Below are 20719 nucleotides of genomic sequence, written 5' to 3'. Positions count from 1 at the left end.
ATGCAAGGGTGAAAATCAGCACAAAACCTTTACTTGGTGTAATTACTGTTGTCCTCGCCGCCACGATTGGGGGATGCTCCGCCACAGGTGGCGCACCCCGGCCCAGCGCCGACGGTGATCTTGCCGGAGGCGTTGATACCGAACGCCTCGTTGTCGCCATGGTCTCCCACGGCGCGCCCGGTGACACGTACTGGGACCTCGTGCGCAAGGGCGCGGAGGATGCGGCGCGCAAGGACAATATCGAGCTGCGCTATTCCTCAGACCCGGAGGCTCCCAACCAGGCCAACCTGGTGCAATCCGCCATTGACTCGGGAGTGGACGGCATCGCCGTGACCATGCCGAATGCGGGCGCTATTGGCCCTGTGGCTAAGAAGGCAGCTGACGCTGGAATCCCCACCGTGGGGCTGAATGCCGGCATGGATGACTACCAAAAGTACGGCATGAGTGCTTTCTTCGGCCAAGAGGAAAAGGTCGCGGGCACCAAGGCTGGTGAGCGCCTCAAGGACGATGGCGCCAAACACGCGCTGTGCGTCATCCACGAGCAGGGCAACTCCTCCCAGGAGGCGCGCTGTGCCGGCCTCAAGGAGGGCATGGCTGGCGGAAAGGTGGAGATCCTTTACGTCAACGGCAAGGACCTCACTGCGGCGCAGTCCACCATCAACGCCAAGCTGGCGCAGGATAAGTCCATCGACTGGGTCATGGCCCTGCAGGCGTCGGTGGCCATGCGCTCGACCGCCGCGGTGGCGGATGCTGGTTCGGAAGCGAAGGTCGCCACCTTCGATACCAACGCTGAGCTTGTCGACGCCATCGCGGACGGCACAGTCCAATGGGCCGTGGACCAGCAGCCCTACATGCAGGGCTACCTCGCTGTCGACGCCCTGTGGCTAGCGCACCGTAACGGCTCCACTCTGGGCGGCGGTCGCCCGGTCTACACCGGTCCGTCCTTCGTGGATTCCACCAACGTGGACATAATCTCTGAGTCTGCCAAGGAGGGCCTGCGATGAGTGAGGCGGTGCCGGTGAGGGGGGACGGGGAGACGTCGGCAAGCACAGGCGATACCCGCCTGGCCCGTCGCAGCGGATTCTCCCGTCTTATCCGCCGCCCCGAGTTGGCTAGCCTGCTCGGCGCGGTGGTCATCTTTGCCCTGTTCATGATTGTCGCCCCCGCTTTCCGTTCCCTGGAGGCTTTCTCCACGGTGCTGTATGCCAGCTCTACGCTGGGCATTGTAGCCCTCGCGGTGGGCCTGCTCATGATTGGCAACGAGTTCGACCTGTCTTCCGGTGTGGCCGTGACCTCGGCGGCACTCGTGGCCACGATGCTCAATTACAATTTCCACCTCAACTCCTGGGTAGGTGTGGGGTTGTCCTTGCTCACCGCGCTGGCCATCGGTGCGCTCAACGGCTTGTTGGTCACGCGCACCAAGATTGATTCCTTCCTCATTACCTTGGCGGCCTTCCTCATGCTGCAGGGCCTCAACCTGGCCATTACCAAGCTGGTCACCGGCCAGGTCGCCACACCCACCATCGCGGATATGGAAGGTTTTCCCTCCGCACGTGTGGTGTTCGCTGGCACCCTGCACGTGGGCTCGTTGAGTATCCGTGCCACGGTCCTGTGGTGGATCCTCTTCGTGGCGATTGCCTCGTGGGTGCTGTACAAAACACGCTGGGGAAACTGGATTTTCGCCGTCGGTGGCGACGATGCTGCCGCCCGTGCCGTCGGCGTGCCCGTGCGCCGCGTCAAGGTGGCGCTGTTTATGTTCGTCGGTTTTGCCGCGTGGTTTGTGGGCATGCATACGCTGTTTGCTTTCGATTCCATCCAGGCAGGTCAGGGCATTGGTAACGAGTTCCTTTACATCATCGCCGCCGTTATTGGTGGCTGTTCCATGACCGGCGGGCGCGGTACCGCGGTGGGCACGGCCATCGGCGCGCTCATCTTCGGCATGACCAATCAGGGCATCGTGTATGCCGGCTGGAACCCAGACTGGTTCAAGTTCTTCCTCGGCGCGATGCTGCTTTTTGCTGTGCTCACAAATACGTCGGTAGCTAACTTCACCAAGAGGCGATAAACCATGATTGAGCTGCACGATATTTCTCAGACCTTCGGCAACTTCCATGCCCTGCGCGGCATCAACCTCACCGTGCAGAAAGGCGCGGTGACCTGCGTTCTGGGAGACAACGGCGCGGGTAAGTCCACGCTGATCAAGATTCTCGCGGGCCTCAACCAGCCCACCGGTGGCACTATCACTGTCGATGGAAACGAGGTTCGTTTCGATAGCCCGCGCGATTCCCTCGATGCCGGTATCGCCACCGTGTACCAGGATTTGGCCTTGGTGCCCTCGCTGTCGGTGTGGCGCAACTTCTTCTTAGGCCAGGAACTCACCGGAGCACTGGGGGGCCTGCGGGAGGCGGAGATGAAGCGCATTACGTACGACCAGCTGGCCGAGATGGGCATTGTGCTTGGCGACGTCTCCGTGGAACTCTCCGCACTCTCCGGCGGCCAGCGCCAGGTGGTCGCCATCGCGCGTGCCATCTACTTCGGCGCGCGCTACATCATCCTGGACGAGCCCACCGCCGCACTCGGCGTAAAGCAGTCCGGCATGGTGCTGCGATTCATTAACGCTGCCCGCGAGCGCGGCATGGGCGTGGTGTTTATTACCCACAACCCGCAGCACGCCTATCTGGTGGGGGACCACTTCGTGGTCTTGACCGTTGGAGAGATGTCCTTGGATGCCTCCAAGGATGAGGTCACCTTGCCGGAGTTGACCCAGTGGATGGCCGGCGGCGATGAGCTGGAGGAACTCAAGCAGGAGCTGGCGCGCTAAGCTGGCCCGCATGACAGTAAGCGGCGTGAGCGTGGGCACCGACCTAGTGCACATTCCCTCCTTTGCTCAGCAGCTGGATACCCCGGGAACGAGTTTTGAGCGGGTCTTTAGCGCCTTCGAGCTGCGCGTGGCCCAGGCCCGGGGGTATACGGGCGCTGCCCGCGCGCAACACCTCGCTGGGCGCTGGGCCGCCAAGGAAGCCTTCATCAAGGCATGGTCCCAGGCGCGCTACGGCGGTGCACCGCTGATGGCGGAGGAGGCCGTGGACTGGGCAGAGATTGAGGTCCACCCTGACGCATGGGGCCGCGTGGCCCTAGCGCTGCGCGGGGAGATGGCCCGCCAGGCCCACGAATCCTTGGGGGCGTACACCACGGCGCTCTCCGTCAGCCACGACGGCGACTACGCTACCGCGACGGTGATTCTCAGCCGCCCGTCGCAATAGCGAAGAGGTAGGCAATGAGCATGCGCTTAATCTCTTCCACCACGCCATCGACGCTGTCCTCGGAGCGCATGATGCTGTAGTTGAGCAAGGACACAACGGTGTGGACGAGGAAGGCCGCTATTTCTACCCGGGCGGCATCGTCCATACCGGGAGCTAGGGGTTCGAGGATCTCCGCGATGGGCTTGAGCAGGGACAACTCCGTGTCCGCGGCCGTGGCACGGGTCGCCGGCGTCGATTGCACGGCATGCCACACCGCGCGGCGCGAGGGGTCATTGCGCCACACTCGCGCCATACGGTCGATGAATTCCTCAAGAAAGTCCGGCCATTGAAGCGCCGGGACGCGGTGCGAGAAACGCTCGACTTCCGCCAACATTTCCGCCGTGTCCTGGCGGTCAAGCTCGCACATCAGCACATACTTGTTGGCAAAGTATTGGTACAGCGTGCCGATGGGTACCTCCGCGCGGCGCGAGACCTCGTCGAAGGTGAAAGACTCAAAGCCATGGTCCACGAGCGTCTGACGCGCGCAGGACAAAATCCGGTCATATTTGGCGCGGCTGCGCGCTTGCGCTGGCCGACGCCTCGGGACCAGTATCTCCGGTGACTTTGAACTGGATTCCACGATCTAGTTGAGCCCCTTAAGCACGCGGGCAACGTGGCCAGTGGCCTTGACGTTGTACATGGCCTGACCAATGGTGCCGTCTTCCTCCACGAGGAAGGTAGAACGGATAACGCCTTGGACGACCTTGCCGTAGTTCTTCTTCTCCCCGAAAGCGCCATAAGCGGTCATGACTTCCTTGGTGGGGTCAGACAGAAGGGGGAAGTTCAGTTCGTGGTCCTCACGGAACTTTTTTAAGGCCTCCGGCTTATCGGGCGAAATGCCCACGACGGCGATATTCATTCCGTTGAGCTGCTCGAGGCTATCGCGGAAATCGCAGGCCTCCTTGGTGCAGCCAGGGGTGTTAGCGCGCGGGTAGAAGTAGACCACGACGCGCTGGCCGGCAAAGTCGCTCAGGCTCACGGTGTTGCCGGCATCGTCGCTCAAGGAAAAAGCCGGTGCTGTGTCTCCCACGGACAGTCGTTGTGCTTCAGTCATGGTCCCCACCCTACCGTGATCGCGGTCCTACCCACCCCGCGAGTAGACATGCGGGCAACGCTGGGGTCAATGTAGAATGTCGACGTTAGAACAAAAACACAGTCAAAATCTCAGGAGATTTCCCGTGGCACGCAACATTGATGATATCCAGCGCGACATCGAGCGCACCCGCCGTCAGCTGGCTAGCACCTTGGATGAGCTGGCTTACCGCAGCAAGCCGCAGAACTTCGTGGACGACGCCAAGGGGGCTGCCACCCAGAAGCTGCAGGACCGCAACGTGCAGATGACCCTCGCTGGCATCGGCGCTGCTGTCGTTGGCCTCATCGCTTTCTCCGTCTTCCGCTCCAAGCGCCGCAAGTCCGACATCAAGGAGCTGCAGCGCCTGCTGGCTGAGCGCCGCTAAGCACCCCTTTACGGACGCTGCGCCGACGGCGCACGCGTGAGATCCCTGTCTTGGAAATGTCCAAGGCAGGGTTTCTTTTTACCCCGCCTTCTCCAAGAGAAGCAAAGGCTACCCTATCTAAGCTTTGGGTAGCCTAAGCTGAATGTGTACTATGAACTCGTCCTTATTGGAGTGCGATACTGCACGCGAACATGAAAGAACGAGGAAGCACAGTGGTTCTACGCCCCACACAGCACCTGACAGCACGGCGACGAGTTGGCGCCTTCGCCCTTGTGGCAGCATTTGCCAGTACCGTGGCAGGCTGTGCCGCCGGAACAACGGCTGAAAACGCTACGCAGTCTGCATCTGCAGACGGCACCGCTGCCGTGAGTTTCACGGACCTAGCCGGCCGCCACGTGGAGCTGGACCAGGAGCCAGAGCGCGTCATCCTGGGCGAGGGGCGCGCAGTATTCGCCACCGGCGTCCTTAATGCTGACGACCCCCTCGACAAGGTCGTAGCCATCGGTTCAGATCTCAAGCAGAACGTGCCCGACTACTATCGCGAGTTGGAAAAGACCGTCCCCAAGGTGAATGAGCTGCCCGAAATCGGAGGCTTTACCAAGGGTGATGTCACCGTGGAGGAACTCATCAAGCTCGACCCAGACCTTATTGTTCTCTCCAAAGACCAATACGAGGCCTCCCAAACCGCAGGACTTACCGACAAACTGGACCAGGCTGGACTCACCTACGCCGTCACCGACTTCCGCGCCAAGCCGCTGGAGAACACCGTCCCCACCATGGAAATCTTCGCCGATATCTTTGGCCACGAGGATCGCGCCGAGGAATTCATCGCGGACTGGCAGAAGAACGTTGACCTAGTGAAAGAACGCGCAGCGAAGGTGAAAGACAAACCATCCACCTTCGTGTGGCGCGCGGCAGGTGTGTCGGACTGCTGTGGCTCCTGGAATGACTCCAACATCTCCCAGCTAGTCAACGTTGCCGGCGGTAAGAACGTGGCTGATGGCCTCATCGATGGCGAGTCCGGCGCCCTTACCCCCGAAAAGGTCATCGACGCTGACCCTGACATGATCATCGCCACCGGCGGCGACTGGTCCGCCAAGGTTGATAGCTCCACGGGCCACACCGGCTTCGCGGCTGCAGGGTACGGCATCAGCGAGAAGGACGCGCACAACAGCGCCGCCATGCTTGCCGACGTCCAACCCGGCTTTCCTGATCTCACCGCCGTGAAGGAGCACCAACTCCACGGCTTGTGGCACCAGTTCTACAATTCGCCTTTCAACTACCTGGCACTTCTCCAGATCGCTGCCTGGCTCCACCCAGAGGACTACGCCGACATCGACGTGCAGCAGGAATGGGCCGACGCCCAAGAGAAATACTCGCCTGTCTCTGGCGACGGAACCTTCTTCAGCACCAACTAATCATGAGTATTACCGCATCTACTGCGTGCTCGGGCAGCACCCAGCGCACCACGAGCGCCGACACCGAGCCGAACACAGTGCCAGACCCAGTGTCAGACCCAGCGCCGAACGCTGCGTCGAGCCTTGCGCCGAACCCAGCGGCGGCCGCCGCGGCACTCGCGCGGGAGCACGCCCGTGTGACACGCCGCCGCATCGCCATCGTCCTCGCTCTTGCCGCCGTAGCCCTCGCTGCTTTCCTACTTAGCGTCATCGTCGGCGCCATCGACCTCACTCCAGGTGAGGTGCTGCGGGGTCTGGTGGACCCGGCAGGCACCGAAAAGCAAACGCGTACAGTCCTCTGGCACCTGCGTCTGCCCATGGCGGTCATGGCCCTGCTTATCGGAGCCAGCCTGTCGGTAGCCGGCGCGCACATGCAGACCATCCTGGACAACCCTCTAGCCGAGCCTTTTACCCTCGGCATCTCCGCCGCCGCGGCCTTCGGCGGGGCCAGTGCCATCGTTCTGCGCTGGCAGCTGCTGGCCCAGCCGCAGTTCAACCTCGCGCTTATCGCGTGGCTGTCCGCGGCCATCGCCACGGCGATCATCGTTGTGGCGGCCGTTCTTCGCGGCGCGAAGTCGGAGACGATGGTGCTGCTCGGCATCGGCCTCGTCTTCTTCTTCCAAGCCATGTTGGCGCTCATTCAGTACCGCTCCTCCAGCGAGGCCCTCCAGCAAATCGTCTTCTGGTCCATGGGTTCGCTGACCCGCGCCACGTGGCAGGCCAACGCAGTACTGGCAGGTGTGCTGGCGGTGGCTCTGCCCATCTTGGGTGCACTCTCGTGGCGGCTTACGGCGCTGCGGCTTGGCGACGCCCGCGCCACCGCCCTCGGCATCAACACCTCCCGCCTACGCATCATCGTGCTTATCGTGGTCTCGCTCGTCGCGGCCACCACCGTGGCCTTCGCCGGCATCATTGGCTTTATCGGCCTGGTTGGCCCGCACATCGCGCGCATGCTGGTGGGTGAGGACCAGCGTTACTTCATGCCGGCCTCCATGGCCGCGGGCGCGGCGGTCATGTGCGCCGCCCACGCGCTTAGTCTCGTCATCAAGCCCGGCGTGGCCATCCCCATCGGCATCGTCACCTCGCTCTTGGGGGCGCCGTTGTTCATCGCCATCGTCATGACCCGGAGGAGGGCACTGTGGACGTAGAACTCACCGTTTCTGACCTGTCAGCCGGGTACGGCTCACACATGGTGGTGGATGGATTAAGCCTTCCCACGCTGCGCGGCGGGCAGGTGGTGGGGTTACTGGGGCCGAATGCGTCCGGCAAGACGACGACCATCACGACGCTGGCCGGCGTTCACCGCGCTCGCGGCGGCACGGTGGATTTCCGTGTTGATGGCGAGGCTCCGCGCGGGAAGCGGCGCCGCCAGCTCATCGGATACGTCCCGCAGGACCTGCCGAACAGCGCGGCGTTGTCGGCCTTTGAGGCCGTTCTTATTGCGGCCCGCCGGGAACTATACGAGGACCCCGTCACTCGCACTGCCGAAGTGCTGCACTCCCTGGGGCTCGATGCGATTGCGCAACGCTACCTCAACGAGCTTTCTGGCGGTCAACGCCAGCTCGTCGCCGTGGCGCAGATGCTCGTGGGGCACCCAGGCCTCATGCTTCTCGACGAACCCACCTCCGCCCTCGACCTCCACCGCCAGCTCTTCGTCTTGAGCCGCGTGCGGGCGAAAACCCAGGAGGAAGGCAGTCTTGCGCTTGTGGCGATTCACGACATCAATCTGGCAGCCCGGATGTGTGACCAGCTCGTTGTGATGAAGGACGGGCAGGTCCATGCTCACGGTGCCCCGGCGGACGTGTTGAGTCCTGGGCTTCTGCGCGAGGTGTATCGCGTGGAGGCAGATATCGTCGAGCACCGCGGACATCCCGTGGTGGCGCTGCAGGCGGTTAGTTAGACTTAGGCGGCGTGAGCCGCAATTCGCCTGAGAACCTCCTGTTGTACCTCACTCCGGAGGACGAAGAGTCTGTGCGGGAGGTCTTTTCTGCGCTAGCGGAGCGGGGCTTTCCCCTCCAGCGCCAGCGCCCGCACATCACGGTGACCTTTGCGCCAACGATGGACCAGACTGTGGTGGATTTGGCCCGCGACGTGTTGCCGCCGCTTATTCCTGCCGTATTTCGCCGCGTAGGGACCGTTGTTTTCGGCACCAAGAGCAAACAGACGGTGGCATGGATGTTGGAAACCACCGATGAATTGGAGACCGCGGCGCGCCAATTGAGTGCCGCAAACCCGGATGGACGCGGTCCGCGCTGGACACCCCATCTGACTATGGGGCTGCGTCTGCCGCGCGCCATGGTGCCCGAGTACCTGCGGGCCCTCAATGAGATATCTGGGACGGAGCACAAGAAATTCCTCGCCACGACCGCAGCCTGGTGGCGGCCCAAGCTGGAGCAACTCGAGGTGTTTTAAGGGCAAGCACAAGCTCCCTCTTTTGCTACCGGGGAATGCGAAATCCCCTCCACCAACTGAGTTGATGAAGGGGATGCACTGTGCGCCATCAGGGACTTGAACCCCGAACCCACTGATTAAGAGTCAGTTGCTCTGCCAATTGAGCTAATGGCGCATTCGTTGTCTTAGCGGGCTCCTGATTTCCTCAGCGCCTGCCGTGCAACGAGAAGTAACTTTAACACCCTGGCTTGAAAAAGGTAAAATCGCCAGGTAGTCAGCGGTTTTGAGTGTGTTAGAACGCCATCACTCAACGCATACCTGGCGGCGCTTCCTTCCATAATCCGCGGATCGATAACGAAACGGTTAAAGGCGGCGGGGTCATCTAGTTTGACGGCGGTTGTGCGGACTAGGCTAGGTGCATTGTCTTTATCAGCGTCTCATCTATCTAGGGGTTTGTGTGCATTCTCTATTCCCTAAGGCACGTCCCACAGGTTTTCTCACTGGTCTCGTGGCGGCCGCGTCCCTGATGGCTGCCTGCACTATTGGTTCTCCAGAGTCGGGGGAAGAAGCAGCGAAGATGTCGGCCGAAGAGGCGCAGGAGAGCGCGGCGGCGGAAGCATCGGCGTCGGCAGCCGCAAAGGCGAAGCAGCTCAAGTTCTCGCTCAAGGATGGGGCAGAAGATGTTGACCCTTCTAAACCGATTGAAGTTACCTCCACTGCGGGGCTCAAAGAGGTCACCATGACCAACGAGTCTGGCAAGGTGGTGGAAGATGAGCTTTCCTCGGATTCGAAAACGTGGAAGAACACCGAGGTGCTGGGTTATAACCGCACCTACACCATCGATGCGAAAGACAAGGACGGCAACCATAAAGCCATTACCTTCACCACGCCACAGGCGGCGGCCGTTTCTGAAGTTGCCTTGAGCCCCCTTCCTGAGTCTGAAGTGGGCGTGGGCCAGGTTATTGGCGTGCGCTTTGGCAATTACGTCACCGACCGCAAGGCCGCCGAAGAGGCCATCACGGTCAAGACTGAACCGGCGGTGGAGGGTGCTTTCTACTGGGTGAATAACCAGGAAGTACGCTGGCGCCCGGCGAAGTATTGGGAGCCAGGAACGAGCGTGACTGTCGACGTCGACCTCTACGGCCGCAACCTCGGCGGTGGTGTCTATGGCGGCGAGGATGCCTCAACGAACTTCACCATCGGTGACCGCGTCATCACGTTGGTGGATAACAACTCCAAGATGATGTCGGTATTCAAAAACGGTGAGGTTCTGCGCCGGATTCCGATTTCCATGGGCACGGATGGAAAGTGGGATACCCCGAACGGCGTGTATGTCATCGGTGACCAGTATCCGGAGCTGACCATGGATTCCACCACCTTCGGACTGGCACTCGATGCCGGCGGATACAAGACCGACGTCAAATGGGCAACGCAGATGTCCTACTCCGGTATCTACATTCATGCTGCTCCGTGGGCGGTGGGGGCGTTGGGTAGCTACAACCAGTCTCATGGCTGTATCAATGTCACGACCGAGGACGCCCAGTGGTTCCAGAACACCGTCAAACGCGGTGACGTGGTCAGGGTCTCCAACACTGGCGGCGGGGTGCTCAGCCCGCTTGATGGTTTGGGGGACTGGAACATGGATTGGGCCACCTGGTCTGCGGGGAACGCTACCGCGAATCAATAGCTCACCTCGATGCAAAGGTTAGGGTTGCACCATAATCCTTTCGACGTCGTATGGGTGATCACATGTCTAGGCTGAAATTCGTTGTCCTTCCTTTGGTGATGGTGTCTTTTTTGTTTGCGGCGTGTACGACAGAGGATGCGCAGCAAGCTGAAGGGGAACGCGACAGTACAGTGCCGCCAACGGGCGAAACGGGTGATTCTGCAGCATGCAGTACTGAGGTGAGCCTGCAAACGTTTCTGGAGGCGATGCCGGAGGAATTTGCCGGGCTTCAGCATGACCCCGCGTACGACGCCATTGCGGATCGCGGTTGGAGCCGCTTTTATCAAGCCGATCTTTATCAGTTCTCAGTCGATAGCTTCTATTACGAGGAAGGGGACATCTACGATGTGTGCCCTGAGAATCCTCAACGTGCAGCGCAAGAGCTGCGTACATTCGCTGCAAAAGATTACCAGCGCCAGCAGGAAGAACATGGCCAAGAAGTACTTCCCTTTGAGGAACTAGACTTTGAAGCTGGGGGCCGCTATTTTGCCTGTGCGAAGAACCCAGCGGCGGATCTTCGGCAATTCTTCTGTGCTACCAGCGTGGGAAACGTGGGCGTACTGAATTATATGTTCCGGCACTCCAAAGGCGATGCAGAAGACGTTGAAGACATGAAGCAGGCATCGTCGGAGTTGGCGGCGATTATTGACCAAGTTCCTGTAGGGCCGGGGTTGGCTGATAGCTAGCGGCCAAGCGCTGGTGTCTGGATACCTTACGCGGGCATGCCGCGACGCCGGGATACAGTTTTGTCGAAGGGGATCCAGAAGCGCAGGGCTGCCTCTGTATTTTTGGAAATCCCGATGCGCGGTCCACATACCCACTCGGGTTCCTCGGTGCGTTCGTTCAAGTTGATGATGGTCCCGTTGTCGTCGAGGGTGAAACCGAGGGCTTTCCCTAGGTTTCCGGGACCACGGGCCAAATTGTGAAAATCGGTGTTTCCGCGTCGCTCGTAAGCGAGGTCTGTCCCCTTAATGACCTCCCCGCTGCGCAGCAGGCAGCCCTCGCCGCGGCCTTCCGGTGCACAGACAATATTGCCGTTGCGATGAATGCCGTAGGACATATACACGTAGAGGCGGCCTGGTGGGCCAAACATCGCTGCGTTGCGTGGGGTGCGGCCATTAAAAGTATGGGAGGCCTCATCGTAAGAACCAAGGTAGGCCTCGACCTCAGTGATGCGTATGGAGACCCCGTTGTGGGTTAACACCGCACCTAGCAGTTGGGGCGCGACAACATCTGCGGAGGCGGTGAAATCAATCATTGCTGCAGTCTAACGTGTGGGATCACCAAGGTGCCCGCTGGCCGTGGTGTGGTCGGCGGGTTTCATCGTCTCGGCGCTCGCGTTGCCTAATCGCGGGCGTTTAGCCTGCACCCGGTGGGTCGGGTGGTTGGCCTGTGGCTTGTCCTGTTGCTTTCTCAGAAGCGAGTCTGGTTGTGGCTTCTTGGTATTCGGGTGTGGCGGTTATCGGTGTACCCCAGGGTGGGATGTAGCTCACCCCGGTGTTCAGCCGGAACATGTAGCCCCTGCCGGTGGGGCGTTTGGGGTCATCGTCGTTAATGCCGTTGTGGTAGGCGCATAGGAAGGTGAGGTTTTTAATGTTGGTAAAACCTCCTGCTTGCCAGGGGATGAGGTGGTGGACTTCGCAGTAATCGGCTGGTTTGTTGCAGCCGGGCCTAGAGCAGGTTTGGAATTCAGCTGCCAGGCTGATGCGTTGTTTCCAGCTGGCATGCCGCTTAATCCGGTAGGAGTTCACCGGGCCTTCAAGGGGGTGGATGATGGTGGCGTAGCCAATCTCAGCAAACTTGTAGGCCAAAAAGTCTGCCCCGCTCATGCGCCCGCCGTTGGTGAGGTTAAGTTCTATTTCCTCCCCATCACCGTTGATGATTTGGTCGAGTTCGTTGAGGGTGACAACGACTTGAGCATGTACGGCAGGTTTAGTGCCAATACCACCGGTGACAATGACGGTGCGTGCGGCGTCGAGGAGGTTGTGTTTGTTGACGGATTCGAGGGTGCCGCGGATATCGGCGATGACTTGTGCGTCATCGGTAATGGTCATGGAGTTGGGGCCTGTGGCTCGGTAGGTGAACCTGACTCCAGGTTTGGCTTGGCGCTTGGACTGAAGTTCTTTTAGGCGCTTGGTGGCAACCTGGCGGATACGGTGGGCGGGGGTGCTGGCAAGCTTGATGCGTAGGTTCCAGGCATCGAGGTCTTTGTTGACTTTGGCGGTGTAGGACTCGATCAGGGTGAGAACGCTAAGACTATGTTGTTGTGCCATCGCGGCGGCGCGTGCTTTGCGTTGTTTGCCGCTAAAGCGGGTTTGCCCGAAGTAGGTGCGGTGAAGGTGGGCGAGTTCTGTGGCGTCGGCTGGGTCGGCGCCGAGCGCGCGAAGCTCGTCGGGTGAGCTGGATGCTTGTTCCACTAGCGCGATCCCCGAGTTGCGGTAGTGGAAGTAGGTTTCTAATACCCCCATGGCCACGAAGCTTAAAACAGGTTCACCAACCCCGCAACCGGAAAACGCAAACACCGCACGAGTTTCATCGTGCGGTGTGGGCGACTTTGGGGTGGCTGACGGGGCTCGAACCCGCGACACCCAGGATCACAACCTGGTGCTCTACCAGCTGAACTACAGCCACCATCGTTGCCTGAAAGCAACGAGATACAGGTTAACCCACACCGGGGATTTTACAAAAACGCCTGGTAATCCGTGGTCGTGTCAGCCTTCAGTTGCTCCGCTTCCTCGCTCGTAGGGCCTTCATCGGTGCGGAAGACACTACGGCGGTAAAAGTCGAGCTCGCGGATGGACTCGATGATGTCCTGCAAGGCTCGATGCGCCATGCCCTTATCGGGCTGGTTGAAATAGGCCCGCGGGTGCCAGCGCCGCGCAAGCTCCTTAATCGTCGAGACGTCAATCATGCGGTAGTGCAGGGCTTTATCCAAGCGCGGCATGTAGGTGCGGATGAACATGCGGTCGGTGGCGATGGAATTTCCGGCGAGCGGAGCGGGGTGGTTGGGGTCGCAGTGCTTCTCGACGAGCCTCAGTACCGCTTCCTCTGCCTCTTCAATCGTCACGGTGGATTCGCGAATCTCCTTGTCGAGCCCAGACTTGGCGTGCATCGTGGCGACGAAGTTATCCATCTGGTCCAACTCGTCCTCGGTGGCGTGGACTACGAGGTCGAGGCCTTCGTCCAGGATGGTGAGCTCGGCGTCGGTAACTACGGCAGCGACCTCCACGATGACGTGGCGCTTGGGGTCGAGTCCGGTCATCTCCAAGTCAATCCAGACAAGGCGGTCATTCTTGGTAGGGATTTCACTCATGGCTCCCACCTTAGTTTCCTCCCTTGTAGCGGCCTTCTTGGCAGGGCTCAGGGCGCTATCGGGGGTGCCTAAGGGGGTGACTAGTGGCCGCATGTTTAGGTTTTCTCAAGGCGGTGGGGTAGGTCACCTTAATCGATGTGAGCTGGGGGTTTGCTGTGTGGAGGTGGGTGGATGCAGCAGAGGGTCCGAACTTTTTCATGATTCTACTCACGAAGGCCTTAGGTGATGGGCCATGATGAATCCAGCCCGAAAAGTGACGGCACTCACAAATCCCGAAGGACGGTTTCCTCCGATGTCAGGCTTTATCGACACACTCAACACAGTAATTTGGTCGCCCGTGTTGGTTTTCCTGTGCCTTGGCGCAGGCATCTACTTCACCGTGGTGACCAAGTTTCTCCAAATCCGCTGCATCCCCGACATGATCAAGCAGCTCAAGGACGGCGAAAGCTCTGAATCCGGAGTTTCCTCCTTCCAATCCCTCATGATTTCCCTGGCCGGCCGAGTCGGCGTGGGTAACATCTCCGGTGTCGCCACCGCTATCGCCTTCGGCGGCCCGGGCGCGGTGTTCTGGATGTGGGCTGTGGCGCTGCTGGGCTCTGCGACGTCCTTCGTTGAATGTACGTTGGCGCAGGTCTACAAGGAGAAGGACCAGGACACCGGCGAGTACCGCGGCGGCCCAGCCTACTACATCGAGAAGGCCTACAAGCACACCAAGGCAGGCCCTTTCATGTTGGTCTACGGCTGCGTGTTCGCCGTCGCCATGATTCTGGCCACCAGCTACTTCCTGCCGGCTATTCAGGCCAACGGTGTAGCCGCGGCCGTCGATAATGCATGGGGTATTAGCGTTGGTTGGTCCGCCGTCGTCCTCGCAGGCGTGCTCGCCATCATCATCGTGGGTGGCGTCAAGCGCATCGCCAACTTCGCTTCCCTCGTTGTTCCGTTCATGGCTGGTGCCTACATCCTCTTCGCCATCATCATTCTCTTTGTGAACTTCAGCCAGATCCCCGAGGTCTTCGGCATGATCTTCAAGTCCGCCTTCGGTGCAGAGCAAGCTTTCTCCGGCCTTTTAGGCTCTGCCATCATGTGGGGTGTGAAGCGCGGTATTTACTCCAACGAGGCCGGCCAGGGTACGGGCCCGCAGTCCGCAGCTGCTGCCGAAGTGTCCCACCCGGCGAAGCAGGGCTTCGTTCAGGCCTTCGCGGTGTACATCGATACCCTCTTCGTGTGTTCCGCTACCGCGTTCATCATCATCTCCACTGACATGTACAAGGTCTTTGAGAACGAATCCGAGGACGGTCCGGTGCGCTACGCCGGTGCGATTCCGGACGATATTGCGGTCGGCCCGGGCTATGTTCAGCACGGCCTCGACACTCTGCTCTCTGGTTTCGGTCCAACCTTCATTGCCATTGCTATTGCGTTCTTCGCCTTCACCACGGTGCTGGCTTACTACTACATGGCGGAAGTTAACCTGACCTACTTCAACCGCTGGATCAAGAGCAAGGTCGCCCGTCGAACTCTGGTGTGGGTACTGCGCGTGCTGCTCGTGGGTTCCGTGGTTATCGGCGCTACTTCTACTCCGGGTGCTGCCTGGGCTCTGGGTGACATCGGTGTGGGCGCAACTGCTTGGCTTAACATCATCGCGATTCTCTTCCTGCAAATCCCGGCACTCAAGTGCCTCAAGGACTACAGCGCGCAGAAGAAGGCCGGCAAGGACCCGCAGTTCGACCCCGAAGCACTCGGAATCAAGAACGCCGAGTTCTGGGTAGAGCGCAAGCTCGCTCGCGAGGAGGCCGCGCAGAAGGCCATCGCACAGGACGCCCCGTTGCAGGGTAAGTAAGACTCAACCATTAAGGCGCCCACTCTCGGCAATTGAGAGGGGCGCCTGTGGTGCGTTTAGGCCATCTTGGAATAGAAGCTGCCGATGAGCGGTGCGGCAATCGGCGTAGGGACGATCTTGCCCAGTGCATTCATGGCCTTCGACAGCGGTCCAGGAACTACTCGGCGCTGGTTGCGAGCCATGGCCTCGAGAGTCTCCTCCGAACAGGACTCGTAGGTGGTCCACAGGAAGTCTGGTACCACCTTGTCCACGATGGATTGCTCTTCCTCCGGAATGACGGCGTCGCGAACCGGCCCAGGGGCGAGCAGCGTGCAACTAACGCCCGTGCCCTTCAGCTCGTAGTGCAGCGCCTCCGTGAAAGCATTGACGCCGGCTTTGGTGAACACATAGGTGGCGTTATTGGGAATGGAGACGTTTCCTGCGGCCGAACCAACGTTGCAGATAGCGCCGTTTCGTCGTGGCAGCATCTGATCAAGTGCTGCGCGGGTCAACCGGTGCACGGCTTTTGCATTGAGGTCGAATTGGCGCGTCTCGTAGTCCCAGTCTTGGTCCATGAACTTGCCAAAGCTGGCGATGCCCGCCGAGTTGACGATGATGGAGATTTCCTTGCCGGACATGAAGTCGATGACCCGGGAGACGTCGGCAGCCTCGGAGAGGTCGGCGGCCAGCGCGATGGCGTCGACCTCGTGGCGGGAACGCAGCTCCGCAGCGATGGACTCCAAGACGTCCTTGCGGCGGGCAACAAGAATGACGTTGTAGCCGCGTGCCGCTAAATCCTTGGCCATTGCGGCACCGATGCCTTGGCTAGCGCCAGTAAGCAGGGCATAGGACGTGCGGGTAGGGGCAGGCAGTCCGGGTGAATGAGCCATGGTGAAACGGCGTCCTTTCTCTGGGGTCAAGGTTTCCACCCAGAGTAGAGGAAAATCAGGGTTTTTCCCGATGCCTTTCCCGCACTCGTTCTGAATAATGGAAGTTGAAAGGAGACATCATGAATAACAAGCGTCTAACTCGTTCCACTACCGACACGATGATCGGAGGTGTCTGCGGTGGCATCGCAGAAACCTACGACCTTGACCCGACTCTGGTGCGCGTGCTCTTCGTTGTAGCCACGCTCTTGGGCTTCTCCGGGGTCGTGCTCTACCTCATTTTGTGGATTGTTATCCCCATCCAGTAATTACTGAAGCGGCCCCATGTCCATAAAGCTCTTCCACAGCCCCCACTCCTCCTGCAATCGCGGGAGGGCGGAGGGTGGGGTAGAGGTGCCGTCGATAAGCGTGGCGTCCATCATGCGCACGCCGTTGTCGAAGAAGAGCGCCGCATGCCCCGCCGCACCGTAGCGCAGCAAGGGCACGAGGTTGATTCCGTCAAAGGACAGTGCGGCGTTCGGACGCACGTCAAGGCCAGCGATGGCCGCCAGCGTCGGCGCAAGGTCCAACGGGGATACTAGCTCGATGCTCTCGCCGTCCTCCGCTACACCAGGCCACAACAGCGACATCGGCGCCGTGCCGTCCTCGCTGGTCTGCAGCGAACACACTGCCACGACACCGTCGAGTGATGCCACCGCGGCGGGGTCCGGTTGTTCGAGGAGCCGGAACACGTTCTGCGCGGCAGAAACCTCGTCGGTGTCCTGCCGAATCTCATAGCCCGCTTCCTCGAAGACCTCCGTGATGCGTGTAGTTGCGCCGCGTTGCGGATATTGGCCGGTGAGTACTCCTCGGCGCGACTGGGCATAGCTTTCCGACGGCGCCCATGCATTCCGAAAGCGCTTCCCCCTCAGTGCAGTGTCAGGGGCATGGTCAAACGTGGCGAGAGTGATATCCATACTTCTCAGCATAAGTGAGAGCGAGAAAGAGCCACTTCTAACCGCCCATTAAAGCGGCAAAAAGTGGCTCTGACCTGCGTGCCCCCAGCAGGACTCGAACCCGCGACACATGGGGTAGAAACCCACTGCTCTAATCCGCTGAGCTATGGAGGCGTACCGAGACATCATAACGCAGCACGTCACTGAGCCGGAAACCTAGCTCGCTGGGGGAAGCTCGGAGGAGGTGTCCAGGAGGACGTCGAGAAGCGTCTGCGCCGCCGGGGTCAGCGCCCGGTCTGCGCGGTGGATGAGCAGGGCCTGCATCGACGGCAGGTGCTCCTCGATGCGCCGGAAGTGCACTCCCCGCTGGCCCAAAGCCTGGGCGGTGTGGGGCATGAGGCTGATGCCGTAGTCGCCCGCCACGAGCGGCAGGCCCGTCTGCAGAGTCGAGACCTCTTGCACGGTGGCAGGCTTGCACTCAGGGGCAGTGGACCACAGGTGGTCTAGCAGCTCCGGCAGCCCGCTCAGCTCCGTCCAACGCTGCGGCAGAAGCCACGTTTCTGTCGTTAGCGCAGACAAGCGCACCGGGTCCGGCAGGTGGGACAAGCGCTGGGGGAGAGCTACGAGGAATTCCATATCCGCCGCGCGGTTAATCGTCAGCTGCTCGCCGTAAATGTGCTGGAAGCGTTGTGGATTGGTGCTGGGGATGATGCCAATCTCTGCGGTACCCTCCAGCACGCGCTTGAGTGTCTCGGTGGGCTCCACGTCACTTAAGGACACGTTGACTTGCGGCGCGCGCTCGCGCATACGCCGCAATACCGTGGGCATAAACAACCAGTTAAACTCGGGCGCTGAGCACAAGGTCACTGAACCTGCGTTTCCCGCTGCAATTTCCGCTAGCCGCGTGGTGGCTGTGGTCAGTAGCGTGTCGATCGAGGTAGCGACTCCATAGAGGAACTCACCAGCCTCCGTAGTCTTAACACCACTGCGACCACGGGAAAGTAATTTGACATTAAGGTCTTCCTCGAGCCTGCGAACGGTCAGACTCAAGGACGGCTGCGTAAGCCGCAGCGTCTCCGCAGCCTGCGTGAACGATCCATGGTCCACGATGGTGCGAAAATGGTGAAGCTGACGAGAGTCCATGAGTGCAGACTACCCTATTGCTGAGACTTTGCTGCCTTTTAGGTAAGAGAGAAGAGCGGGCGGTACACTGCCCACTATGCACGAAGAGAAAGATAACGCCAGCTCACAGGGCCAACACGCGCCTGTGACGGCGGTCGCACAATCAGGTCCACGGGCCCAATCTTCTCGCCTTCTCAATCTTTCTTTTGTCGTTTTTGCGGGTCTTGTCGGCGGAATTATTTCGCTATTTTTCCTCGCGGACTCGCTCGCGGCGTTGGGCATCCCTGACCCAGGCCGCATCACCACCTTCGGCCTTCCCTTCTTCCGTGCAGCCGCGTGGATGTTGATGGCGCTTTCTATTGGCTCGTTCATGGCCAGTGCTTTCTTCATCTACCCGGCGGTCCCGGGAAAGGACAATGATCAGCTCATTCGGGCCGGCCTTACCGTTGACGGCCACATTGCCGCCCGCACCGGCGCCTGGGCTGCCGTCGGCACCGCTGGGGTGTCTTTGCTTGAGGTTCCCCTCGTGATGTCGGACCTGACAGGCACGCCTATTGCCCAGGTGCTCAACCCGGAGTTGATGGGCATGGCGGTGGGGCAGATTGCGGCGTCGCAAGTCTGGCTGCTTACCGCTGGTATTGCCGCTCTTGTGTCCCTCGTCGGCTTCCTTGCCCGCACATGGGCGGGGCAGGTAGGCGTGTTCTTCCTGTCGTTGCTCCTTACTGTTCCGCTCGGGTTGGAAGGCCACTCCGCGGCCGGCGGTGACCACGACTATGGCACGAATTCACTGCTTCTCCACCTCTTCTTCATTATGTTGTGGGTCGGTGGGCTCATGGGACTTATTGCCCACGGCCGCCGCCTCGGTCCCGACATGGATGTGGCAGTGCGCCGCTACTCCTCTGTGGCGCTGTTTTCCATCGTGGCCCTTGCCGCGACAGGAGTGGTCAATGCCTTCATTCGCGTTGAGCTGAGCGATCTTTTCTCCACGCGCTACGGCCTGCTGGTGTTGAGCAAAGCTGTGCTCACCGTGGTGCTTGCGGCGGTCGGTTACGTGCATCGCAGCATCACCATTCCGCAGCTTAAGAGTTCCCCGCGCCTGTTCATTCGGGTGTCCATCGTGGAGGTCGCCATCATGGCCGCCACCGTGGGCGTGGCCATTTCCATGGGCCGCACCCCGCCACCGCCTCCACGTGACCCGAATTTGAATGCCATGCAGATTCTGGTGGGCTATGAGCTTTTCGACGCCCCCACTTTCTCCAACGTGTGGACCATGTTCCGCTTTGACCTCATGTTTGGCTCACTGGGTCTCGTCCTCGCGGGCTTTTACCTTTATGCGCTGTGGCGTCTCAAACGCCGCGGCCTCACGTGGTCGGCCGAGCGGACCGCCTGGTTCCTGTTGGGTTCGCTGGGGATGACGCTCATCCTGAGCAACGGCATTGGCCTGTACATGCCTGCGCTGTATTCCATGCACATGCTCGTGCACATGATCCTTTCCATGGCCATCCCATTGTGCCTAGTCCTGGGCGCACCGGTGACGCTCATGATGGAGGCTTTTGAGCCGGGGGCGCCTGGCAAGCCAACGCTTCACGACGCCGCTGTAGCCCTCACCAAGTCCCGTACCCTGCGTTTTCTCACGCACCCAGCAGTCAATGTTCTGCAGTTCCTGACGTTCCTCTACGTGCTCTACCTTTTCCCGAGCTTCTATGAGGTTGCCATCTCAGAACATGCCGGGCACGTCATCATGAACTGGGTCTTTCTGATTTCCGGCTACATCTACTACTGGGAGGTTATCGGCCCCGACCCACTGCCGTGGCGCGCGCCGACGAGGATTCGTCTGGCCATCCTTTTCTTCTCGATGCCGCTGCACCTTTTTGCCGGTGTCTACCTCATGCAGATGCAGTCCATCCTGGGCTTGGAGTTCTATGAGTCGTTGAACCTGCCGTGGAACCCGGACCTTGTCAAGGATCAGCGCTCCGGTGGCGGTATTTCATGGGGCTTCGGCCAGTTCCCGCTGGTGGTGGTGTTTGGCAAGCTGTTTATCGACTGGCTCCGTGAGGACCGTGCCCAGGCCCGCCGATATGATGCGAAGGCCGACGTCGATGGCGATGCTGACCTGGAGAGCTACAATGCCATGCTCAAGCAGATGAGCGAAGGGGATGACGCGGGTTTCCGCCCGCACTAATGGTGTAGCGGCCTGTGAGTTTTGGGGCCTAAAACCCCTACTTTGTTGACGTTTACAACAAGTTATCCACAGGTTTTCGGCGAGGGTATTGCGGGCGCTGTGGGACGTGGCAATGATGCGAATCAAGGGAG

General features: G+C 60.2%; 22 protein-coding genes and 3 tRNA genes. 14 read left to right on the top strand and 11 right to left on the bottom strand.

Annotation, left to right across the window (positions count from 1 at the left end):
• Positions 1-14: 14 nt before the first annotated feature.
• Genes I6J26_RS03630 through acpS form a run of 4 tightly spaced genes read left to right on the top strand, consistent with a single transcriptional unit; the run spans position 15 to position 3263 of the window.
• Entirely contained in the window at positions 15-1004 is a 990-nt protein-coding gene (locus tag I6J26_RS03630) for a substrate-binding domain-containing protein (RefSeq protein ID WP_395858316.1), read from the top strand.
• Positions 1001-2065 (top strand): ABC transporter permease, encoded by a 1065-nt coding sequence (locus I6J26_RS03625; protein ID WP_115023354.1) that lies wholly within the window; start codon positions 1001-1003, stop codon positions 2063-2065. The genes I6J26_RS03630 and I6J26_RS03625 overlap by 4 nt, the downstream gene beginning before the upstream one ends.
• A 3-nt stretch (positions 2066-2068) precedes the next feature.
• Entirely contained in the window at positions 2069-2821 is a 753-nt protein-coding gene (locus I6J26_RS03620; protein ID WP_115023351.1) for an ATP-binding cassette domain-containing protein, read from the top strand.
• A gap of 10 nt (positions 2822-2831) precedes the next feature.
• Positions 2832-3263: a holo-ACP synthase AcpS gene (gene acpS / locus I6J26_RS03615; protein ID WP_115023349.1), complete on the top strand. Its 432-nt coding sequence runs from the start codon at positions 2832-2834 to the stop codon at positions 3261-3263.
• Here the strand turns inward: acpS and I6J26_RS03610 are convergent.
• Together I6J26_RS03610 and bcp are read right to left on the bottom strand one after the other, a co-directional pair.
• The gene (locus tag I6J26_RS03610) at positions 3244-3882 is read right to left on the bottom strand and encodes a TetR family transcriptional regulator (protein WP_115023346.1); all 639 of its coding nucleotides are present in this window, start codon (positions 3880-3882) and stop codon (positions 3244-3246) included. The two genes, acpS and I6J26_RS03610, sit on opposite strands and share 20 nt — an antisense overlap.
• 3 nt (positions 3883-3885) lie before the next feature.
• Positions 3886-4356 (bottom strand): thioredoxin-dependent thiol peroxidase, encoded by a 471-nt coding sequence (gene bcp / locus I6J26_RS03605; protein ID WP_115023344.1) that lies wholly within the window; start codon positions 4354-4356, stop codon positions 3886-3888.
• 124 nt (positions 4357-4480) lie between these two features.
• Between bcp and I6J26_RS03600 the strand changes: the two genes are divergently transcribed.
• The 5 genes from I6J26_RS03600 (at position 4481) to I6J26_RS03580 (ending at position 8628) form a co-directional block, all read left to right on the top strand.
• Positions 4481-4759 carry a DUF3618 domain-containing protein gene (locus tag I6J26_RS03600; protein WP_115023342.1) on the top strand — a complete coding sequence of 93 codons (279 nt, stop codon included), beginning with the start codon at positions 4481-4483 and terminating at the stop codon, positions 4757-4759.
• A gap of 191 nt (positions 4760-4950) precedes the next feature.
• Entirely contained in the window at positions 4951-6177 is a 1227-nt protein-coding gene (locus I6J26_RS03595) for an ABC transporter substrate-binding protein (RefSeq protein WP_115023339.1), read from the top strand.
• A 2-nt stretch (positions 6178-6179) separates the two neighbouring features.
• Positions 6180-7364: a FecCD family ABC transporter permease gene (locus I6J26_RS03590; protein ID WP_239121824.1), complete on the top strand. Its 1185-nt coding sequence runs from the start codon at positions 6180-6182 to the stop codon at positions 7362-7364.
• Positions 7355-8116, top strand: a complete 762-nt coding sequence (locus I6J26_RS03585) for an ABC transporter ATP-binding protein (protein ID WP_115023337.1) — start codon at positions 7355-7357, stop codon at positions 8114-8116. The genes I6J26_RS03590 and I6J26_RS03585 overlap by 10 nt, the downstream gene beginning before the upstream one ends.
• An 11-nt stretch (positions 8117-8127) precedes the next feature.
• Positions 8128-8628 carry a 2'-5' RNA ligase gene (locus I6J26_RS03580; RefSeq protein ID WP_115023335.1) on the top strand — a complete coding sequence of 167 codons (501 nt, stop codon included), beginning with the start codon at positions 8128-8130 and terminating at the stop codon, positions 8626-8628.
• Positions 8629-8709: 81 nt separating this feature from the next.
• On the opposite strand, the gene I6J26_RS03575 is transcribed toward I6J26_RS03580, so the two are convergent.
• Positions 8710-8782 (bottom strand) — tRNA-Lys (locus I6J26_RS03575).
• Positions 8783-9064: 282 nt separating this feature from the next.
• Here I6J26_RS03575 and I6J26_RS03570 point away from each other — a divergent pair.
• Both I6J26_RS03570 and I6J26_RS03565 read left to right on the top strand, forming a co-directional pair.
• Entirely contained in the window at positions 9065-10294 is a 1230-nt protein-coding gene (locus I6J26_RS03570) for a L,D-transpeptidase (protein WP_115023333.1), read from the top strand.
• 62 nt (positions 10295-10356) lie between these two features.
• Complete coding sequence (locus I6J26_RS03565; RefSeq protein ID WP_126297617.1) at positions 10357-11019, top strand: hypothetical protein; 663 nt, start codon at positions 10357-10359, stop codon at positions 11017-11019.
• Between the two features lie 26 nt (positions 11020-11045).
• On the opposite strand, the gene I6J26_RS03560 is transcribed toward I6J26_RS03565, so the two are convergent.
• The 4 genes from I6J26_RS03560 to orn all read right to left on the bottom strand — a co-directional run bounded on the left by I6J26_RS03560 (position 11046) and on the right by orn (position 13646).
• Positions 11046-11591, bottom strand: a complete 546-nt coding sequence (locus tag I6J26_RS03560; protein ID WP_115023331.1) for a DNA-3-methyladenine glycosylase — start codon at positions 11589-11591, stop codon at positions 11046-11048.
• A gap of 100 nt (positions 11592-11691) precedes the next feature.
• Positions 11692-12801 (bottom strand): HNH endonuclease signature motif containing protein, encoded by a 1110-nt coding sequence (locus I6J26_RS03555; protein ID WP_115023328.1) that lies wholly within the window; start codon positions 12799-12801, stop codon positions 11692-11694.
• Positions 12802-12888: 87 nt separating this feature from the next.
• Positions 12889-12964: transfer RNA gene (locus tag I6J26_RS03550), tRNA-His, on the bottom strand.
• Positions 12965-13013: 49 nt separating this feature from the next.
• Complete coding sequence (gene orn / locus I6J26_RS03545; protein ID WP_070673096.1) at positions 13014-13646, bottom strand: oligoribonuclease; 633 nt, start codon at positions 13644-13646, stop codon at positions 13014-13016.
• 292 nt (positions 13647-13938) lie between these two features.
• On the opposite strand from orn, the gene I6J26_RS03540 reads away from it, so the two are divergent.
• Positions 13939-15483: an alanine/glycine:cation symporter family protein gene (locus I6J26_RS03540; protein ID WP_115023324.1), complete on the top strand. Its 1545-nt coding sequence runs from the start codon at positions 13939-13941 to the stop codon at positions 15481-15483.
• A 56-nt stretch (positions 15484-15539) separates the two neighbouring features.
• On the opposite strand, the gene cmrA is transcribed toward I6J26_RS03540, so the two are convergent.
• Positions 15540-16352, bottom strand: a complete 813-nt coding sequence (gene cmrA, locus I6J26_RS03535) for a mycolate reductase (protein WP_115023321.1) — start codon at positions 16350-16352, stop codon at positions 15540-15542.
• A 119-nt stretch (positions 16353-16471) separates the two neighbouring features.
• Between cmrA and I6J26_RS03530 the strand changes: the two genes are divergently transcribed.
• A complete protein-coding gene (locus I6J26_RS03530) occupies positions 16472-16657 on the top strand; it encodes a PspC domain-containing protein (protein WP_115023318.1) in 186 nt (61 codons plus the stop codon).
• Here I6J26_RS03530 and I6J26_RS03525 read toward each other — a convergent pair whose 3' ends face one another.
• The 3 genes from I6J26_RS03525 to I6J26_RS03515 form a co-directional block, all read right to left on the bottom strand.
• A complete protein-coding gene (locus tag I6J26_RS03525) occupies positions 16658-17305 on the bottom strand; it encodes a hypothetical protein (RefSeq protein ID WP_115023316.1) in 648 nt (215 codons plus the stop codon).
• Positions 17306-17384: 79 nt separating this feature from the next.
• A tRNA-Arg gene (locus tag I6J26_RS03520) sits at positions 17385-17458 on the bottom strand.
• Between the two features lie 42 nt (positions 17459-17500).
• Positions 17501-18427 (bottom strand): LysR family transcriptional regulator, encoded by a 927-nt coding sequence (locus I6J26_RS03515; RefSeq protein WP_115023314.1) that lies wholly within the window; start codon positions 18425-18427, stop codon positions 17501-17503.
• Positions 18428-18503: 76 nt separating this feature from the next.
• Between I6J26_RS03515 and I6J26_RS03510 the strand changes: the two genes are divergently transcribed.
• Entirely contained in the window at positions 18504-20588 is a 2085-nt protein-coding gene (locus I6J26_RS03510; protein WP_115023311.1) for a cytochrome c oxidase assembly protein, read from the top strand.
• The last annotated feature ends 131 nt before the right edge of the window (positions 20589-20719 follow it).

The organism is Corynebacterium minutissimum (assembly GCF_016889765.1).
Taxonomy (GTDB): Bacteria; Actinomycetota; Actinomycetes; order Mycobacteriales; family Mycobacteriaceae; genus Corynebacterium; species Corynebacterium minutissimum_B.
Note: the sequence above shows the minus strand (reverse complement) of the source record. Positions and strands in the feature narration are given on the sequence as shown.

Bases quoted from the DNA above. Each gene is read 5' to 3' on its own strand.
- I6J26_RS03625 (WP_115023354.1), top strand. From the start codon at position 1,001: ATGAGTGAGGCGGTGCCGGTGAGGGGGGACGGGGAGACGTCGGCAAGC.
- I6J26_RS03620 (WP_115023351.1), top strand. From the start codon at position 2,069: ATGATTGAGCTGCACGATATTTCTCAGACCTTCGGCAACTTCCATGCC.
- acpS (WP_115023349.1), top strand. From the start codon at position 2,832: ATGACAGTAAGCGGCGTGAGCGTGGGCACCGACCTAGTGCACATTCCC.
- bcp (WP_115023344.1), bottom strand. From the start codon at position 4,356: ATGACTGAAGCACAACGACTGTCCGTGGGAGACACAGCACCGGCTTTT.
- I6J26_RS03595 (WP_115023339.1), top strand. From the start codon at position 4,951: ATGAAAGAACGAGGAAGCACAGTGGTTCTACGCCCCACACAGCACCTG.
- I6J26_RS03590 (WP_239121824.1), top strand. From the start codon at position 6,180: ATGAGTATTACCGCATCTACTGCGTGCTCGGGCAGCACCCAGCGCACC.
- I6J26_RS03565 (WP_126297617.1), top strand. From the start codon at position 10,357: ATGTCTAGGCTGAAATTCGTTGTCCTTCCTTTGGTGATGGTGTCTTTT.
- I6J26_RS03560 (WP_115023331.1), bottom strand. From the start codon at position 11,591: ATGATTGATTTCACCGCCTCCGCAGATGTTGTCGCGCCCCAACTGCTA.
- I6J26_RS03555 (WP_115023328.1), bottom strand. From the start codon at position 12,801: ATGGGGGTATTAGAAACCTACTTCCACTACCGCAACTCGGGGATCGCG.
- orn (WP_070673096.1), bottom strand. From the start codon at position 13,646: ATGAGTGAAATCCCTACCAAGAATGACCGCCTTGTCTGGATTGACTTG.
- I6J26_RS03540 (WP_115023324.1), top strand. From the start codon at position 13,939: ATGTCAGGCTTTATCGACACACTCAACACAGTAATTTGGTCGCCCGTG.
- cmrA (WP_115023321.1), bottom strand. From the start codon at position 16,352: ATGGCTCATTCACCCGGACTGCCTGCCCCTACCCGCACGTCCTATGCC.
- I6J26_RS03530 (WP_115023318.1), top strand. From the start codon at position 16,472: ATGAATAACAAGCGTCTAACTCGTTCCACTACCGACACGATGATCGGA.
- I6J26_RS03525 (WP_115023316.1), bottom strand. From the start codon at position 17,305: ATGGATATCACTCTCGCCACGTTTGACCATGCCCCTGACACTGCACTG.
- I6J26_RS03515 (WP_115023314.1), bottom strand. From the start codon at position 18,427: ATGGACTCTCGTCAGCTTCACCATTTTCGCACCATCGTGGACCATGGA.
- I6J26_RS03510 (WP_115023311.1), top strand. From the start codon at position 18,504: ATGCACGAAGAGAAAGATAACGCCAGCTCACAGGGCCAACACGCGCCT.